Origin of the sequence: Escherichia sp. 10290 (genome assembly GCF_030295155.1) — a bacterium.
In the GTDB taxonomy this organism is placed as follows: Bacteria; Pseudomonadota; Gammaproteobacteria; order Enterobacterales; family Enterobacteriaceae; genus Escherichia; species Escherichia coli_F.
Window position 1 is genome coordinate 2,531,937 of record NZ_AP025741.1, and the last position, 18,360, is coordinate 2,550,296.

Annotated in this window: 8 protein-coding genes, 1 tRNA gene and 2 pseudogenes; 4 read left to right on the plus strand and 7 right to left on the minus strand. The window is 49.3% G+C overall.

Features of this window, described 5'->3' with window-relative positions; translation table 11 throughout:
* Positions 1 to 91: 91 nt before the first annotated feature.
* Positions 92 to 167 (plus strand) — tRNA-Asn (locus QUE74_RS12890).
* A 161-nt stretch (positions 168 to 328) separates the two neighbouring features.
* Positions 329 to 499, plus strand: a pseudogene (locus QUE74_RS12895) (Arm DNA-binding domain-containing protein); the annotation flags it as partial.
* Here QUE74_RS12895 and QUE74_RS12900 read toward each other — a convergent pair.
* The 7 genes and pseudogenes from QUE74_RS12900 to QUE74_RS12930 form a co-directional block, all read right to left on the minus strand.
* Positions 494 to 631, minus strand: a pseudogene (locus QUE74_RS12900) (phage integrase N-terminal domain-containing protein); the annotation flags it as partial. The pseudogenes QUE74_RS12895 and QUE74_RS12900 sit on opposite strands and share 6 nt — an antisense overlap.
* A 451-nt stretch (positions 632 to 1,082) precedes the next feature.
* Entirely contained in the window at positions 1,083 to 2,240 is a 1,158-nt protein-coding gene (locus tag QUE74_RS12905) for an MFS transporter (protein ID WP_100733676.1), read from the minus strand.
* A gap of 43 nt (positions 2,241 to 2,283) precedes the next feature.
* Positions 2,284 to 3,512 (minus strand): IS3-like element IS2 family transposase gene (locus tag QUE74_RS12910; protein ID WP_088895425.1). Its coding sequence is split into 2 segments (ribosomal slippage): positions 2,284 to 3,197 and positions 3,197 to 3,512, totalling 1,230 coding nucleotides; the frame shifts between segments, so codons are not numbered across the junction.
* Positions 3,513 to 3,611: 99 nt separating this feature from the next.
* A complete protein-coding gene (locus tag QUE74_RS12915; protein WP_000556237.1) occupies positions 3,612 to 4,352 on the minus strand; it encodes an HAD family hydrolase in 741 nt (246 codons plus the stop codon).
* Positions 4,345 to 6,723: a carbamoyltransferase HypF gene (gene hypF / locus QUE74_RS12920; RefSeq protein ID WP_000068451.1), complete on the minus strand. Its 2,379-nt coding sequence runs from the start codon at positions 6,721 to 6,723 to the stop codon at positions 4,345 to 4,347. The genes QUE74_RS12915 and hypF overlap by 8 nt, the downstream gene beginning before the upstream one ends.
* Positions 6,695 to 7,726 (minus strand): hydrogenase expression/formation protein HypE, encoded by a 1,032-nt coding sequence (hypE, locus tag QUE74_RS12925; protein ID WP_000060073.1) that lies wholly within the window; start codon positions 7,724 to 7,726, stop codon positions 6,695 to 6,697. Before hypE ends, hypF begins: the two co-directional genes overlap by 29 nt.
* Complete coding sequence (locus QUE74_RS12930) at positions 7,723 to 8,322, minus strand: cysteine hydrolase family protein (protein ID WP_001132834.1); 600 nt, start codon at positions 8,320 to 8,322, stop codon at positions 7,723 to 7,725. Before QUE74_RS12930 ends, hypE begins: the two co-directional genes overlap by 4 nt.
* A 226-nt stretch (positions 8,323 to 8,548) precedes the next feature.
* On the opposite strand from QUE74_RS12930, the gene QUE74_RS12935 reads away from it, so the two are divergent.
* Positions 8,549 to 9,427, plus strand: a complete 879-nt coding sequence (locus QUE74_RS12935; protein WP_000014150.1) for a LysR family transcriptional regulator — start codon at positions 8,549 to 8,551, stop codon at positions 9,425 to 9,427.
* A gap of 767 nt (positions 9,428 to 10,194) precedes the next feature.
* Positions 10,195 to 18,183 (plus strand): Ig-like domain-containing protein, encoded by a 7,989-nt coding sequence (locus QUE74_RS12940; protein ID WP_135275979.1) that lies wholly within the window; start codon positions 10,195 to 10,197, stop codon positions 18,181 to 18,183.
* The last annotated feature ends 177 nt before the right edge of the window (positions 18,184 to 18,360 follow it).

An 18,360-nucleotide genomic window follows, 5' to 3' on the forward strand; every position in this document is an offset into this window, starting at 1 on the left:
TTGCAGATTAATTAACCAATTGAAATGACTTATGAAATTTAGTGTTGACAGACAAGGTACCGCTAAGTAACATGCGCCCTGTTCACACGATTCCTCTGTAGTTCAGTCGGTAGAACGGCGGACTGTTAATCCGTATGTCACTGGTTCGAGTCCAGTCAGAGGAGCCAAATTCAAGTTTTCATGCTTATCTGTACATCTCTATTTGTTTACGGTTCAGTAAGTTAGCGTGAAAATCCTCCCCGGTGCGTATCTGGTTTTCTCTCCGCATCGGGATAATTTGGTGGTCAGATCTGGGGTCAGTTTGGTTCGATTCTGGAGTGACCCCCAAATGTCTTTAAACGATTCTAAAATCCGCAAGTTAAAAACCTCTTCCCGTCCGGTAAAACTCTCCGACTCTCACGGTCTGTATCTGCTCGTCAATCCGGGCGGTTCACGCATCTGGTATCTCAAATATCGTTTCAACGGAAAAGAATCCAGAGTCAGTCTTGGCGCATACCCGCCGGATCTGGATGTTCAGTTCGCGTAAATGCTCACTGAACCGTTTTGTAATATGGATACGGTCATTTACCGTTTTGAAGCTGCCGCCTGCTTTCTTCGTCAGGGCCTTCATTTCACTACTTAATTTGCTCATGACTACCCTCTACAACCAAAAAAACAGTCTCCGGCATGTGCTTTTTGGCTGCGCCAGAACGATACCTTCACGTCGAAGTGGCAGTTTGTTGAGGTTTAGGGAGTTTCAGGCTGTACGCGGTACAGACTGTCTGACGAAACAGGGGTGTCTCCGGGGCGTCGTGCCCCCCCTCGGTATCGATCTTTTTCTCCTTTACTCTGAACTGACAGCGGCCCCAAAGGACATGTCAGGCGGCGAAAGGCAGATATGCTAGTCCGCCGGCATCATGCCGCCACCTCATCAATTAGTTTCACGCCCCTGGCGATACGTATCCCGCAGGACGCCCTCAGTTCATCGGCAAAATACCAGGCAGATCCGCCAACAGACCGCGCACTGTCTGTACGGCCTGTGATGACAATACGCAGGAAAGTAAAATTTGCGTCAGCGTTTCACAGTATTTGCCAGGCAGAAATTACAACGCTCCGGTATTCTGGTGTTTGTTTGAGGCTCGCTGCCGCTGTACAGAGATTTCTGCCCCCCGAACCAGTGGTGCCAGCAAAAAGATAATTCCCGACATGAAAGCTAGTCCGCAATAAACCACTGGAAAACCGGTTATTTCCGCAATATAGCCAATAGGCGCAGGGGCCATTAGCGTGCCTAAATACCCAATGGTTGTGGCAATGCTCATTCCTGTGTTGGTGGAAATATTGGGCTGATTTCCCGCTGCGGAAAAGACAATGGGCACAAGGTTGGCGATGCCGATTCCCGCTAAGGTAAATGCGCAGATCGCCTGCCAGGGATTGTGTGCCAGTGCGCTCAACAATAGGCTAGCGCCTGCCAGTAAGCTGGAGATTCGTATAATTAATATTGCGCCGAAGCGGTTGCGGATCACGTCACCCATAAAGCGAAACAAGGCCATTGCTACAGCAAAGCAGGCGAAGGCAAGGCTGGCGATTTCTGTTTTTGCATTGAGATTTTTAATCAAATAGCGTGACGACCAGTCAACAACAGCGCATTCAGGGATCATGGCCAGAAAAGCCATCAATCCAATCAGATAAATCGCCGGAGAACGAGGCAACCGGGTGGTCTGTCTGCTGGTGGATTTAACCGTCTGTATGTCTTTAAAAATGGCCGGAGCGATAATCAGCGTCAGTATTAAGGCCACGGCACTAATCAAAAAGATATGCGTCAAAAAGCCAAATTGTTCAACAAGATGGCCGCCTATCGAGCCCGCCGCAAATAGGCCGATACTCCAGAAGCAATGGCAGGAGGATAAAATCGCTTGTGAGAGTGATCTCTCCACCGCCACGGCATTCGAGTTCATCGCTACATTCATGGCACCAATCATCGCACCAAGAACAAATAACGCTGGCATCAACACTAATGGGGTGGTGGCTAAACCAACCGGAATTAATGCCAGGGAGGCTGCAAGGGCAAAAATACGCGTTACGATTTGTGTCCCCATCTTTTCCATCAGAATGCCTGATATGGGCATCATGGTTAGTGCACCGAATCCGAAGATCAGAATTAAATGGCCGATCACTTTGTCGGTCACGCCAAAGCGTGGTACAAGCTGTGCAATTTGCACAGCCCAACCTCCGGTGACGAAGCCATTGATAAAAAATAGCATAGTGACAGCCCAGCGTCCCTTCTGTGTGATATTGGATTTGCCCCTATATTTCCAGACATCTGTTATCACTTAACCCATTACAAGCCCGCTGCCGCAGATATTCCCGTGGCGAGCGATAACCCAGCGCACTATGCGGATGCCATTCGTTATAATGCTCGAACGCCTCTGCAAGGTTCTTTGCTGCCGTTAACCCGTCTGGTTTGGGCATGATACTGATGTAGTCACGCTTTATCGTTTTCACGAAGCTCTCTGCTATTCCGTTACTCTCCGGACTCCGCACCGCCGTGTTCTTCGGTTCAAGTCCCAACATCCGGGCGAACTGGCGTGTTTCATTAGCCCGGTAGCATGAACCATTATCCGTCAGCCACTCCACTGGAGACGACGGAAGATCGTTGCCGAAGCGGCGTTCCACCGCTCCCAGCATGACGTCCTGTACTGTTTCACTGTTGAAGCCGCCAGTAGTCACCGCCCAGTGCAGTGCCTCACGATCACAGCAGTCCAGCGCGAACGTGACACGCAGTCTCTCTCCGTTATCACAGCAGAACTCGAACCCGTCAGAGCACCATCGCTGATTGCTTTCTTTCACGGCCACTCTGCCTGTATGTGCCCGTTTCGATGGCGGTACAGCAGGTTTTCGCTCAAGCAACAGCGCATTCTGGCGCATGATCCGGTAAACACGTTTGGCATTGATCGCAGGCATACCATCAAGTTCTGCCTGTCTGCGAAGCAGCGCCCATACCCGACGATAACCATACGTGGGCAGCTCTCCGATAACATGGTGTATACGGAGAAGCACATCCGTATCATCAGTGTGACGACTGCGGCGGCCATCCATCCAGTCATCGGTTCGTCTGAGAATGACGTGCAACTGCGCACGCGACACCCGGAGACAACGGCTGACTAAGCTTACTCCCCATCCCCGGGCAATAAGGGCGCGTGCGCTATCCACTTTTTTGCCCGTCCATATTCAACGGCTTCTTTGAGGAGTTCATTTTCCATCGTTTTCTTGCCGAGCAGGCGCTGGAGTTCTTTAATCTGCTTCATGGCGGCAGCAAGTTCAGAGGCAGGAACAACCTGTTCTCCGGCGGCGACAGCAGTAAGACTTCCTTCCTGGTATTGCTTACGCCAGAGAAATAACTGGCTGGCTGCTACACCATGTTGCCGGGCAACGAGGGAGACCGTCATCCCCGGTTCAAAGCTCTGCTGAACAATTGCGATCTTTTCCTGTGTGGTACGCCGTCTGCGTTTCTCCGGCCCTAAGACATCAATCATCTGTTCTCCAATGACTAGTCTAAAAACTAGTATTAAGACTATCACTTATTTAAGTGATACTGGTTGTCTGGAGATTCAGGGGGCCAGTCTAGATATTCATTAGCACTCTTCTCTTGTGGTACAGGATGTTTTCTTACGAGAGCTCTGAGTTTCCATCTCCATCTGGTGCTCTGGAGTAAAGGCAATCACTACTTTTTCGCCTGTCTGTGAGGTGATTTTCACATTACGAAAATCTGTAATTGCAAGCACGGCACCGCACTCTTTCAGACTGTCTGTACCGATGCCAACACAAATTGCGCCTGCTGTAACAGCAGATGTTACGCCGCTTCTTGAATCCTCAAAGACCAGTGTTCTGGACGGTGCAAGATGAAACCGCTCTGCGGCAAGCAGATAAGGATCGGGATAAGGCTTGCCGCGCACGACATCATCACGTTCGACAATCACTGAAATACAGGGCGTGATTTGCAGCATCTCCATAATACGATCGATTTTCGACCGCCAGCCGCTAGTGACAATCCCCACACTGATGCCAGCCTTATGCAACGCCTGGATAAGTTCGCTAACTCCAGGGATCGGGTCGTAATCAGCGGTATTTTCAACGTGGATGATATGTGACTGGACCTTCTTTTGATCTTCCAGGGAAAGGTCGCTGAACAGGGCGCGAATGGTATGCGGGCCGGGCTGTCCGTGAATATGCCTGACGATATCCTCTTCCGTTAGCGTCTTGCCAAACATCTGTGCGCCTTCAGCCCAGCCGCGCTCAATCACCGCATTGGAATCAATAAGGACACCATCCATATCGAATAAAACAGCGGCAATACGGTTCGCAGAACTATGCATTTTCTCTCTCCAGATTTTTATTGCGCGTTGCGCGAGTGTATGCGGTAGCAATAACCACTTGCCCCAATGAAATACCACCATCGTTAGTCGGAACTAACTGATGGCTGTAAGGCCGGAATCCACAAGACTCCAGACTGTTAAGAGAATTAACGAGGATGAATTCATTGCAGAACACGCCGCCGCTCAGGACAATTTGTTGCGTGCCTGAGCGTGCCACCAGACGTTTACAGACCTCGCAAATCATGTCGACGATGGTAGAGTGAAAGCGCCGACTTAGTTCGGCCATATCAAAACCGGGCTGGCTGAAGCATTGCACCAGTTCCCTTATCATCGGGCGATAATCCACCTCGAGCTTATTCTCGACATCGGCAATGATGTAGCTGAACGGAGCCGTCATATGAAGTTTACACTGCAGCAGCGCTTCCAGTTCAATGGCCGCCTGGGCTTCGTACTCCACCTGAGTGCAAACGCCCATCAGCGCGGCGATGCCGTCAAATAGTCTGCCCATGCTGCTGGTCGTGGTGGTGTTGATTTTTCTGGTCGCCATTTTACTGAATATATCGCGCTGCTGAGGCTGGAGCGCCTGCAAGCCTGGTACTGCGAGCGTACTGATATCTTCGCCGAAGGTTTCCACCAGTAAGGAGATGCCGACGCGCAGCGGCTCTTTAACTGCCCGATCGCCTCCGGGCAGGGTCATTGAACGCAAGCATCCTGCACGCTCGAATTTTTCGAAATCACCAACGAGAAACTCACCGCCCCAAATGGTGCCGTCGGTGCCATATCCTGTACCGTCAAAAATTACGCCTAGAGTAGTACCTGACAGGCCATTTTCCGCCATGCAGGATGCCATATGCGCGTGATGGTGTTGAACCTGAACAACCTGATGCTCTAAATTCTCCAGCGCATGCCGGGTAGAGCGGAAAGAGGGATGCAAATCGCAGGCCACGACATTTGCCTTCACGTTCAGCAGGTTTTGAAGATGATCAATACATTCGATATGTGATTTAAAAGTCACGTTATTCTTAAGATCGCCAATATGCTGGCTCAGAAAAACCTGTTTTCCTTTGCCGATGCTGATCGTGTTTTTTAGCTCCGCCCCGAGCGCGATAACGGAATCCACTGCGTAAGGTAGATGAATAGGGTATGGCGCGTAACCGCGGGAGCGGCGCAAAAACGATAGCTGCGAGGTAATGGCGTCGTTGCGAAACACCGTGCGGACCACCGAATCGTCAACACGCGTATGAATATCGCGATTATTCAGAATGAAGTAATCCGCGATTTTCCCGAGTTGCTTAATTGCCATGTCGTTGTCAAAGACGATCGGATGACCGGAAATATTACCGCTGGTCATAATCAGGATCGGCAGAGACGGGTCTTCCAGCAATAAATGCTGAAGCGGCGTTGAAGGCAGCATTACACCGATGTTCGGATTATGTGGCGCAACGGTACTCGCCAGCAGGACGTTGCGCTTATACAACAAGACAATGGGACGCTGCGGGCTTTCCAGCAATTTGTGATTACAGGGGGGGATGAAAGCAATACGCGACGCGCTTTCCACATCCGCGACCATCACTGCAAAAGGTTTGGCGTCTCTTCGCTTGCGTTGCCGAAGTTCATTGACAGCATTCTCATTGCAAGCATCGGCCACGAGATGAAAGCCACCAAGGCTCTTTATTGCAAGAATTCCGCCTTCTTTTAGTTTCGTAATGGCAAATTTGACAATATCATCTGTGTGAACGGATGTGCCCTGTCGATCGGTAAGTTGCAACTGTGGGCCGCAAACTGGGCAGGCATTGGGCTGGGCATGATAGCGTCGATCCTCAATATCGTTGTATTCACGCTCACAGGTTGGACATAAAGGGAATTTACGCATAGTGCTCTGGGCACGATCGTAAGGCATACCAAGAATAATGGAATAGCGCGGCCCACAATTGGTGCAATTGGTGAAAGCGTAACGATAACGATGATTATCAGGATCGCTTATCTCGCGCAGGCAATCGCTGCAGACGTTGGTATCTGGCGGGATAATCGTGTCCATGCTGGTATGATCGCGGCTTTTACGGATGCTGAACGTTTCATAGTGCGCTCTGGTATCCGTTGGGCTAACTTCCTGCGTACTGATGATTTTTGCCAGTGGTGGTGCCTCGGTCACCAGTTTGTCCATGATTCTGGCAATAACCGTGCCGGATGCCTGCAGCTCAAGCAACACGCCTTCTGAATCGTTTAACACCCAGCCGGTGGCACCATAGGTGCGGGCCAGTCGGTGAACAAAGGGACGAAATCCAACGCCCTGAACGACCCCACAGATGCGGTAACGCCGGGTTTCCGGCGTCTCGTGAAGCTCAACAGAGTCTGGGTAATTCTGCGCCATATAATTCCTCGACTTCTGTGTGTGTTCCATCAGCTTCAATCATATAGACTTCAGTACCCGAGACAGCGGTGATCTCGCCGATAATTGTCGCGTGCTTGCCGACAGGATGCTCCTGCAGCAAATGTAGTACCTTCTGAGCATACTCAGGTTCAACAAACAGGCACAAACAACCTTCATTAGCGAGATTAATGACGTCAACACCCAGCATATTAGCTGCCATGGCGGTTTCCGGCTGTATGGGCAAAGATGGCTGGTCGAAATGAATCTGATAATTTGTTGCGCGCGCATGTTCGTGTAAAACAGCGGACAGCCCACCGCGCGTAACGTCTCGCATTGACGCTATTTTGCCTTCAGGGATGTTGCTGATAAGTTTGTCAATAATGTGGTTCAGCGGTGCGCAATCACTAAGAATATTTCGCTCGAACCCCAATCCTTCCCGCATCGACAGCAGGTGAATCGAGTGATTGCCGATATATCCGCTCAGGATTATTTTCTGCCCCGGACGCACGTTCTTAACTGAGACTGGCGGATGTTCAAACACGCCGATGCCAGCAGTATTGATAAACAGCCGATCTGCTTCACCTTTACCTACGACCTTGGTATCACCAGCGACAATCTTGACCTCTGCCTCACGAGCCGTTTCACGTACGGACTCGATGATTCTGACCAGATCAGCCATCGGCATACCTTCCTCAATAATAAGACTGAGTGTGATGTAAAGGGGACGAGCCCCACTGACAGCGAGATCGTTAACGGTGCCGCATACGGCGATTTTGCCAATATCACCGTTGCCGAAAATCAGCGGCGTGGCAACAAAGGAGTCGGTGGTGAAGGCAATTCGCCTGGTGGATAACCCCAGCACCGCGCTATCTTCCATCACGCCCAGATAGGTGTCACCGAGAATGCTAGCAATTTTTTCAACCAACTCGCGGCTTAATTTCGCCCCGGTGCCATGATCCAGTACAACGACCTCTTCATGATTTAGCGTCTGGGTTAAGCTCATGATGCTTCCCTTTCGCCGCGCTCAGGCAGATCGTTCTGTTTTTGCAATATTGATAAAATTTCCGCAGAAGGTGCTACAGTTGCGCAATAGCTGGCAAGCCACTCGAGTGCACGCTCTGTATCTTCGGACGAAGGAGCGAACACGCAGTCGCCCGGTACCCAGACGTTATAGCCGCGAAAGAAGGCATCCGCTGCAGTGGTCTGCACGCAAACATGAGTTTGCAACCCGGTAACGATTACGGTTTTTACCCCGAGTTGCTGGAGGATTTCGTCGAGATCGTTATTAAAAAAACCGCTGTCTCTGCCCTTGACTACAACCAGATCTGTGGGGCGGTATACTTTATCGATAATCTGGTTTTCCGGGCGACCAGCTAGTGCAGGAATGCCCGCTTCGCGGTTGCGATAGCGCTTTTGTACCGCCGGGTCATTAGGATCGTTGATAAGTTGCAGGTGGATAATGGATTGATCCAGAGCGCGAATGCCATCGAGAAACTGATTAAACTGGACGAGTTTTTGCGCCAGAATTTCTGGAGAGCGTGTTATTTTGTAGGTAAACTCATACTGCAGGTCATTAGTGAGAACGGCAATATTTGGCATAAATATTTAATCCTTATTGTATTTATATAATTAATGTTTTTGAATGATTTATGAGGTCAATTTTTATAAATAACCTGCGCATTAGTGAGTGTTAAATAGAACCAAGAGCAGCAGGTATGGCGTTTCTGAGTTTGACAAACCAAGGGGATCTCGGCGTAAATCATTTTACGCATCATGTCATCTGTTGCGAGTATTTGTATAATTCCAATTTTTCAGGATTCAATAAATGTCAGGAATAGATATAAGGCTGCTGCGTGCATTTGTGACACTGGCGGAAAAGGGAAACTACAATAAAGCTGCAGAAGCTTTATTTCTGACACAACCTGCGCTTTCAAAGCAGATCAAGATGCTCGAACAGAAGACCGGAGGGCAGCTTTTCCTGCGTGGTCGCCACGGGGCAGTGTTGACGATGGTTGGCAGGCAGTTGTTTGCTAAAGCTTATGAGTTGCTGAAATCCCACCACGATTTTTTAACCTACGCCAGAGAAATCCAAAAGGGGAGTACGGGTAAACTGGTGCTCGGATTTGGTATATCTTCGTTTAAAAGCACACCAGTTTGGATTAACACTTTTCGCCAGAAATTTCCCGACTGCGACGTTGTTATCAGCCAAATTGCCTCCAGCGTACAAGCTAGGATGTTGATGGAAGGTGAACTGCATGCTGGTTTTGTTCGTATGCCGGTAACAGAATTATTGGCCTCTCGCTTAATAAATAAAGAAAATCTGGTGTTGGCTGTCCCGGTAGCCGTCGATATTGATCCCACCGATCTCCAGCGTACGCTGGCAATCTATCCGATTTTATGCATGGATCCAGCGGTCAGCCCTTGTCTGGCGGAGCAAACGACTGCGTTCCTGCGGGATAATGAACTCATCATTGAGCCAATCTCTGCGACGAATGATATTCATTCCCTGCTAGCATTGATAGCCGGAGGGAATGGTCTCGCGCTGCTACCCGCCAGCGTCGAGAATTTTTTACCTGTAGGAGTCAAGCTGATTACTCTGTGGGGAAAGCAGATCATATGGAACATTGGTGTGGCATGGAATCCGAAAATCGACAACCAGATGCGGGATGAGTTCCTGCAGATTGTCACGCATTATTTACCGTAAACGCGTTCGAAACGTCGGGGCATTTTAGAGTGAAGGCGAACTGGGATTTGGTACATTACAACGCAATTGCCTTGCAAGCCAGCACCCGACTTATTGATTATCATGCACGGTAGTGCCAGAGTGGATAACAGGTGATGTTTGTCGTCGGATCTGTAATAAGTTATTGCGATTGTAGGTACAGCTATCTTCACAGGTTAATTGATTGTAAGTGAAGCTAAAGGTGCTACTGAGTAAACTTCAAATGTTACTTTAAAATGGTGGTCATTCTGGTGGTCTTGACAAACTCAAATTTTTTTAGCTTTACCAATCAGCCTGTTAATGGCTACGGCGATCCCAGTCAGAGGAGCCAAATTCTAAAAATTCGCTTTTATCGTGCAATGCAACTCATCTACATTAAGCATTGATTCTTTAACGAAGAGCGGGTTTGTCATCTTAAGCGCCCTCGACCTTATGGTTGGGGGCGTTTTGTTATGGACGCCGTCTACAGCTTTCCTGTCGAGAGTGAGAAGTTACGGTTATTTTTGTGCCACATAACCTTCTGCTGGCAAAGAGTTCAGCACTATCTTCTCTACTCCGTCCCTATATTCGTCACCATTGCCCCCTCAATTATTAAACTGAGTTATTCAGTAGTCTCCCCTCTTGCAACTCACACCCAAAACTGCTTAACGAAAAGTTATTAATTTTCAATCATATTGCTATCAGGATTTATATTTTTTCGCTGTGCTAGAAAGGGCGCATTTATGTTAGCTCGTTCAGGGAAGGTAAGCATGGCTACGAAGAAGAGAAGTGGAGAAGAAATAAATGACCGACAAATCTTATGCGGGATGGGTATTAAACTACGCCGCTTAACTGCGGGTATCTGCCTGGTAACTCAACTTGTGTTCCCTATGACTGCGGCAGCACAAGGTGTGGTAAACGCCGCAACCCAACAACCAGTTCCTGCACAAATCGCCATTGCAAATACCAATACGGTGCCCTACACCCTTGGAGCGCTCGAATCGGCCCAAAGCGTTGCCGAACGTTTCGGTATTTCGTTGGCTGAGTTACGCAAACTCAACCAGTTTCGTACGTTTGCTCGAGGTTTTGATAATGTCCGCCAGGGTGATGAACTGGATGTCCCGGCACAAGTTAGTGAAAAAAATTTAACCCCGTCGCCGCGTAATAGCAGTGACAACCTTGAGCAACAGATAGCCAGTACTTCACAGCAAATCGGGTCTCTGCTCGCCGAAGATATGAACAGCGAGCAAGCGGCCAATATGGCGCGTGGATGGGCCTCTTCTCAGGCATCTGGCGCAATGACAGACTGGTTAAGCCGCTTCGGCACCGCAAGAATCACGCTGGGCGTGGATGAAGATTTTAGCCTGAAGAATTCCCAGTTCGATTTTCTCCATCCATGGTATGAAACGCCTGATAATCTCTTTTTCAGCCAGCATACTCTCCACCGTACTGACGAGCGTACGCAGATTAACAACGGCTTGGGTTGGCGTCATTTCACTCCCACATGGATGTCGGGCATCAACTTCTTTTTCGACCACGATCTTAGCCGTTACCACTCCCGCGCCGGCATTGGCGCGGAGTACTGGCGCGACTATCTTAAATTAAGCAGTAACGGCTATTTGCGACTGACCAACTGGCGCAGCGCACCTGAACTGGACAACGATTATGAAGCACGCCCGGCCAATGGCTGGGATGTACGCGCAGAAGGCTGGTTACCCGCCTGGCCGCACCTTGGCGGTAAACTGGTCTATGAACAGTATTATGGCGATGAAGTAGCCCTGTTCGATAAAGACGATCGGCAAAGTAATCCTCATGCCATAACCGCTGGACTTAACTATACCCCCTTCCCGCTGATGACCTTCAGCGCGGAGCAACGCCAGGGTAAACAGGGCGAAAATGACACCCGTTTTGCCGTCGATTTTACCTGGCAACCTGGCAGCGCAATGCAGAAACAGCTTGACCCGAACGAAGTCGCTGCACGGCGTAGCCTTGCAGGCAGCCGTTATGATCTGGTGGATCGCAACAACAACATCGTTCTGGAATATCGCAAAAAAGAACTGGTTCGCCTGACCCTGACAGACCCCGTGACAGGGAAGTCAGGAGAAGTGAAATCACTGGTTTCGTCGCTACAAACTAAATATGCCCTGAAAGGCTATAACGTCGAAGCCACCGCTCTGGAAGCTGCCGGTGGTAAAGTGGTCACAACGGGTAAAGATATTCTGGTTACCCTGCCTGGTTACCGGTTCACCAGTACGCCAGAAACCGATAACACCTGGCCGATTGAAGTTACCGCTGAAGACGTCAAAGGCAATTTGTCGAATCGTGAACAAAGCATGGTGGTCGTTCAGGCACCTGCGCTAAGCCAGAAAGATTCCTCGGTATCGTTAAGTACCCAAACATTGAGCGCGGATTCCCATTCAACCGCCACACTGACTTTTATTGCTCATGATGCAGCTGGTAATCCTGTTATCGGGCTGGTGCTCTCGACGCGTCATGAAGGTGTTCAGGACATTACCCTTTCTGACTGGAAAGATAATGGTGACGGAAGCTATACCCAAGTCCTGACCACAGGAGCGATGTCTGGCACGCTGACGCTGATGCCACAGCTGAACGGTGTGGATGCGGCTAAAGCCCCCGCCGTGGTGAATATCATTTCTGTTTCGTCATCCCGAACTCACTCGTCAATTAAGATTGATAAGGACCGTTATCTCTCCGGCAATCCTATCGAGGTGACGGTAGAACTGAGAGATGAAAATGACAAACCTGTTAAGGAGCAAAAACAGCAACTGAATACTGCAGTCAGCATCGACAACGTGAAACCAGGAGTCACTACAGACTGGAAAGAAACCGCAGATGGCGTCTATAAGGCAACCTATACCGCCTATACCAAAGGCAGTGGACTTACTGCGAAGCTGTTAATGCAAAACTGGAATGAAGATTTGCATACCGCTGGATTTATCATCGACGCCAACCCGCAGTCAGCGAAAATTGCGACATTATCTGCCAGCAATAATGGTGTGCTCGCCAATGAGAATGCAGCAAATACCGTCTCGGTCAATGTCGCTGATGAAGGAAGCAACCCAATCAATGATCATACCGTCACGTTTGCGGTATTAAACGGATCGGCAACTTCCTTCAACAATCAAAACACCGCAAAAACGGATGTTAATGGTCTGGCGACTTTTGATCTGAAAAGTAGTAAGCAGGAAGACAACACGGTTGAAGTCACCCTTGAAAATGGCGTGAAACAAACGTTAATCGTCAGTTTTGTCGGTGACTCGAGTACCGCGCAGGTTGTTCTACAGAAGTCGAAAAATGAAGTGGTCGCTGACGGCAATGACAGCGCCACAATGACCGCTACAGTCCGGGATGCAAAAGGCAACCTGCTCAATGACGTCAAGGTCACCTTCAATGTTAATTCAACAGAGGCGAAACTGAGCCAAACCGAAGTGAATAGCCACGACGGGATCGCCACAGCCACGCTGACCAGTTTGAAAAATGGTGATTATACGGTTACGGCCTCTGTCAGCTCTGGTTCCCAGGCTAGTCAACAGGTGAATTTTATCGGTGATCAAAGTACTGCTGCCCTGACCCTCAGTGTGCCTTCAGGTGATATCACCGTCACCAACACAGCACCGCAACATATGACTGCAACCTTGCAGGATAAAAATGGCAACCCACTAAAAGATAAAGAAATCACCTTCACTGTGCCAAACGACGTCGCAAGTCGGTTCTCGATTAGCAACAGCGGAAAAGGCATGACGGATAGTAACGGGGTTGCAATCGCCTCCCTGACCGGCACGTTAGCGGGCACGCATATGATCACGGCTCGTGTGGCTAACAGCAATGTCAGCGATGCACAGCCAATGACGTTTGTGGCGGATAAAGACAGAGCGGTTGTCGTTCTACAAACATCGAAAGCGGAAATCATTGGGAATGGCGTGGATGAGACGACGCTGACAGCAACAGTGAAAGATCCTTTTGATAACGTGGTTAAAAATCTGTCAGTAGTCTTCCGCACCTCTCCCGCAGACACGCAACTGAGTCTGAACGCGCGTAATACTAATGAGAACGGTATTGCTGAAGTTACCCTTAAGGGCACGGTTTTGGGTATTCATACAGCCGAAGCCATACTGCTTAACGGCAACAGAGATACGAAGACAGTCAATATTGCGCCCGATGCCAGCAACGCGCTAGTCACGCTGAATATCCCTGCTCAACAGGTGGTGACGAATAACAGTGACAGCGTGCAGCTGACGGCGACGGTGAAAGATCCGTCGAATCATCCGGTGGCGGGAATAACGGTGAACTTCACCATGCCTCAGAACATCGCGGCAAACTTTACCCTTGAAAATAACGGCATTGCCATTACCCAGGCCAATGGCGAAGCGCATGTCACCCTCAAAGGCAAAAAAGCGGGCACGCATACGGTTACCGCAACGCTGGGTAACAATAATGCCAGCGATGCGCAACCAGTCACATTCGTGGCGGATAAGGACAGCGCAATTGTCGTTCTGCAAACATCGAAAGTGGAAATCATTGGGAATGGCGTGGATGAGACGACGCTGACAGCAACAGTAAAAGATCCTTTTGATAACGTAGTAAAAGATCTACCGGTCACCTTCAGTACCGATCCGGCTGATACTCAACTTAGTCAGAGCACGAGCAACACTAACGACAGTGGTGTTGCTGAAGTTACCCTTAAGGGCACGGTTTTGGGTGTTCATACAGCCGAAGCCACACTGCCTAACGGCAATAGCGATTCGAAGACAGTTAATATTGCTCCCGATGCCAGCAACGCACGGCTCACGCTGAACATCCCTGCTCACCAGGTGGTGACGAATAACAGCGACAGTGTGCAGCTGACAGCTACAGTGAAAGATCCGTCGAATCATCCAGTGGCGGGTATAGCGGTGAATTTCACCATGCCACAAGACGTCGCGGCAAACTTTACCCTTGAAAATAACGGTATTACCGTCACCCAGGCCAATGGGGAAGCGCATGTCACCCTCAAAGGTAAAAAAGCGGGCACGCATACAGTTACCGCGACGCTGATTAATAACAATGCCAGTGATTCGCAGCCGGTAACATTTGTGGCAGACAAAACCTCGGCTCAGGTTGCCCTGCAGATGTCAAAAGATGAGATCACGGGTAATGGCGTCGATAGTGCAACGTTAACTGCAACGGTTAAAGACCAGTTCGACAATGAGGTGAACAATCTTCCGGTAACATTCAGCTCAGCCTCTTCAGGCCTCACCCTCACCCCAGGGGAGAGTAATACCAATGAGTCTGGCATCGCGCAGGCCACTCTCGTAGGCGTTGCCTTTGGTGAGCAGACGGTCACTGTATCACTTGCTAATAATGGTGCCAGCGACCACAAAACTGTGCACTTTATTGGCGACACAGCTGCGGCAAAAATTATTGGGTTGACGTCTGTCCCAAACAGCATAATCGCTGGTACCCCGCAGAATAGCACCGGCAGCGTCATCACCGCGACAGTCGTTGATAATAATAGCTTTCCGGTGAAAGGTGTAACTGTGAGTTTCACCAGCAGTACAAACTCTGCTGAAATGACGAATGGCGGCCAAGCCGTAACGAACGAACAGGGTAAGGCAACCGTCACTTATACCAATACCCGTTCCTCGACAGAATCAGGAGGGAGGCCGGATACCGTTGAGGCCAGTCTGGAAAATGGTAGCTCCACGCTTAGCACATCAATTAATGTCAACGCTGATGCGTCTACGGCACATATCACCTTGTTACAAGCACTTACTGATACAGTCTCCGCAGGCAACACGACCGATCTGTATGTTGTGGTAAACGATAATTACGGAAACGGTGTACCCCAACATAAGGTGGCCATCAGCGTTTCGCCAAGTGAAGGTGTGACCCCCAGTAATAACGCTATATATACTACCAACTCCTACGGCCATTTTTACGCAAGCTTTACCGCTACAAAAGCCGGGGTTTATCAAGTGACGGCAACGCTCGACAATGGCGATTCGATGCAACAAACAGTGACCTATGTGCCGAACGTGGCGAATGCTGAAATCACGCTGGGAGCCTCAAAAGATCCGGTGATTGCCGACAATAACGATCTCACGACATTAACAGCAACAGTCGCAGATACAGAGGGCAATGCGATAGCCAACACTGAAGTAACATTTACTCTCCCGGAAGATGTGAGGGCAAACTTCACGCTGAGCGATGGCGGTAAAGCGGTTACTGATGCTGAAGGCAAAGCGAAAGTCACACTGAAAGGTACAAAAGCAGGAGCACATACCGTGACAGCAGCGATGGCTGGCGGTAAGAGTGAGCAATTGGTGGTGAATTTTATTGCGGATACGCTCACAGCGCAGGTTAATCTGAACGTTACCGAGAACAACTTTATCGCCAATAACGTTGGGATGACCCAACTTCAGGCAACGGTGACTGATGGACACGGCAACCCGTTAGCCAATGAGCCGGTGACATTCACACTACCGGCAGATGTGAGTGCAAGCTTCACTCTTGGAGAAGGCGGTTCCGCCATTACTGACATCAACGGCAAGGCGGAAGTTACACTGAGCGGTACAAAATCCGGCACCTATCCCGTGACGGTCAGCGTGGACAGTTATGGTGTCAGTGATACGAGGCCGGTGACTTTGCTTGCCGATGCGAGTACCGCTAAACTGGCTGATTTTACCGCATCATCAAGCTCATTAATCGCCAGCACAACCGAGGGTGCGACCCTGACGGCAAGTGTCACTGACGCTTATGACAATCCATTAGAAGGCATCAAGGTCAATTTCCGCGGCTTATCCGCCACGCTGAGTAACACCACCGCTGAAACAGATGCTCAGGGTAAGGCAGAAATTCTTGTAACAAGCACCATTGCAGGGACGAAAATTGTTGTGGCTAATCTGGCAAATGCACCTACAGATACCATCATGCAAACGTTGACTGTCAAAGCAGATGCTGATTCTGCGACGATCACCAGTCTGGAAATGCCTGAAGGTCAGGTTATGGTCGCAACCCCCCTGGCGGTTAAAGCGCACGTCGACGACCAGTTTGGCAATCCAGTTTCTGAACAGCTTGTGACATTCAGTGCAGAGCCGTCAATTTTTAACATGGTCATTAGTCAGGATACGGTCTCTACGAATACACTGGGTATAGCCGAAGTCACCATGACGCCCAATAGATACGGTTCGTATACTGTGCAAGCATCCCTGGCGAATGGCTCCTCTTATGAGAAGGACCTGGTGGTAATCGATTTAAAACTGACACTCACAGCATCAAGTCCACTTATCGGCATCAATGACCCATTAGGTTCAACTCTGACAGTAAGGCTAACCAATCCAAATGGGGCCCCAGTGAACAATGAACTCGTTACCTTTAGCGTAACGCCAGAAGATGCAACGTTAAGTAGCGGAACAATGAAAACCAATCCTTCCGGGGAGGCACAAGTCGTTCTGACCAGCAATAAAGTCGGTACGTATACGGTTACAGCATCTATCACTAGTGGCGTAATTATTCAGGCGCAGACAATCGTGAAAGTTACTGGCAACCAAAGCACAGCCCATGTGGTCAGCCTGAGCGCTGATCCGTCAACTATCACTGCCAACGACAGCGATATCAGCACGCTGAAGGCTACTGTTGAGGACGGCAGTGGTAACCAAGTCGAAGGCGTCAATGTGAACTTCGCATTAAAAAGTGGCTCTGCCACATTAGGGTCATTAACAGCGGTGACCGATCAACACGGATTTGCGACAACCACCGTGAAAAGTGCGCGAACTGGGAGCGTAACTGTTAGTGCAGGAACGAGCACAGGTGCAACGCAAACAGCTAATATAACGTTGGTGGCTGGCCCAGCAGACACCTCGCAGTCCGTCCTTATGAACAACCGGGCATCACTGAAAGGTGACTTTATCGATAGTGCTGAACTACAACTTGTTCTGCACGATATATCAGGCAATCCGATCAATGTTTCTGAAGGGATGGAATTTGTGCAGTCAGATACCAACGTGCCCTATGTGCAAGTTAGCGCAATTGACTACAGTAATAATTTCTCCGGCGAGTACAAAGCCACCGTTACAGGCGGTGGAGAGGGTATTGCAAAGCTGATCCCCGTGTTGAATGGTGTTCATCAAGCTGATCTGAGTACCACAATACAATTCACTCGCGCACAAAGTAAAAAAATGAGCGGTACAGTGTCAGTCAATGGTGTTGACCTACCGACAGACTCATTCCCTTCTCAGGGATTCACCGGGGCGTATTATCAGTTGAATAATGACAACTTTTCCCCGGGCAAAACGGCGGCTGATTATGAGTTTTCAAGCTCTGCCTCCTGGGTCGATGTTGACGCTACCGGTAAAGTGACATTTAAAAATGTCGGAAGCAGTTGGGTAACGATTACAGCGACGCCAAAATCAGGAGGCCCTGGCTATATATACGAAATCCGGGTGAAGAGTTGGTGGGTAAACTCCGGCGATTCTTTCATGATATACAGCCTTGCTGAAAATTTTTGCAGTAGCAATGGCTACATGCTTCCCCGTGCAAGCCTTTTAAGCCAGGGTCGTTCCCGAGGTATAGGGACATTGTACAGTGAATGGGGAGATATGGGGCATTACATGAATGAAGCCGATTTTTATTCAGATATGTATTGGTCATCTAGTCCCGCAAACTCCAATGAACAATACGAAATTTCCCTGGCAACAGGTGAGCAAAGCGTAATGGCAAAACTTGGATTTTCTCATGTGACATGTTATAAAAACATTTGATTGTTGATTTTTTATAGAGTGCTCCATTAGGGGCACTCGACTTTACAATCCCTCTCTGTTTATCTGAAGACAGTCGAGCCCCCTTTTTTTGAATAAATGCTTGAACATGGAAGGACCATCTATTCTACGGCAGCGGGAAACAAAGTATATGAGCTATTTTTAATAGCTATCATTTTT

Bases quoted from the DNA above. Each gene is read 5' to 3' on its own strand.
- QUE74_RS12905 (WP_100733676.1), bottom strand. From the start codon at position 2,240: ATGCTATTTTTTATCAATGGCTTCGTCACCGGAGGTTGGGCTGTGCAA.
- QUE74_RS12915 (WP_000556237.1), bottom strand. From the start codon at position 4,352: ATGCATAGTTCTGCGAACCGTATTGCCGCTGTTTTATTCGATATGGAT.
- hypF (WP_000068451.1), bottom strand. From the start codon at position 6,723: ATGGCGCAGAATTACCCAGACTCTGTTGAGCTTCACGAGACGCCGGAA.
- hypE (WP_000060073.1), bottom strand. From the start codon at position 7,726: ATGAGCTTAACCCAGACGCTAAATCATGAAGAGGTCGTTGTACTGGAT.
- QUE74_RS12930 (WP_001132834.1), bottom strand. From the start codon at position 8,322: ATGCCAAATATTGCCGTTCTCACTAATGACCTGCAGTATGAGTTTACC.
- QUE74_RS12935 (WP_000014150.1), top strand. From the start codon at position 8,549: ATGTCAGGAATAGATATAAGGCTGCTGCGTGCATTTGTGACACTGGCG.
- QUE74_RS12940 (WP_135275979.1), top strand. From the start codon at position 10,195: ATGGCTACGAAGAAGAGAAGTGGAGAAGAAATAAATGACCGACAAATC.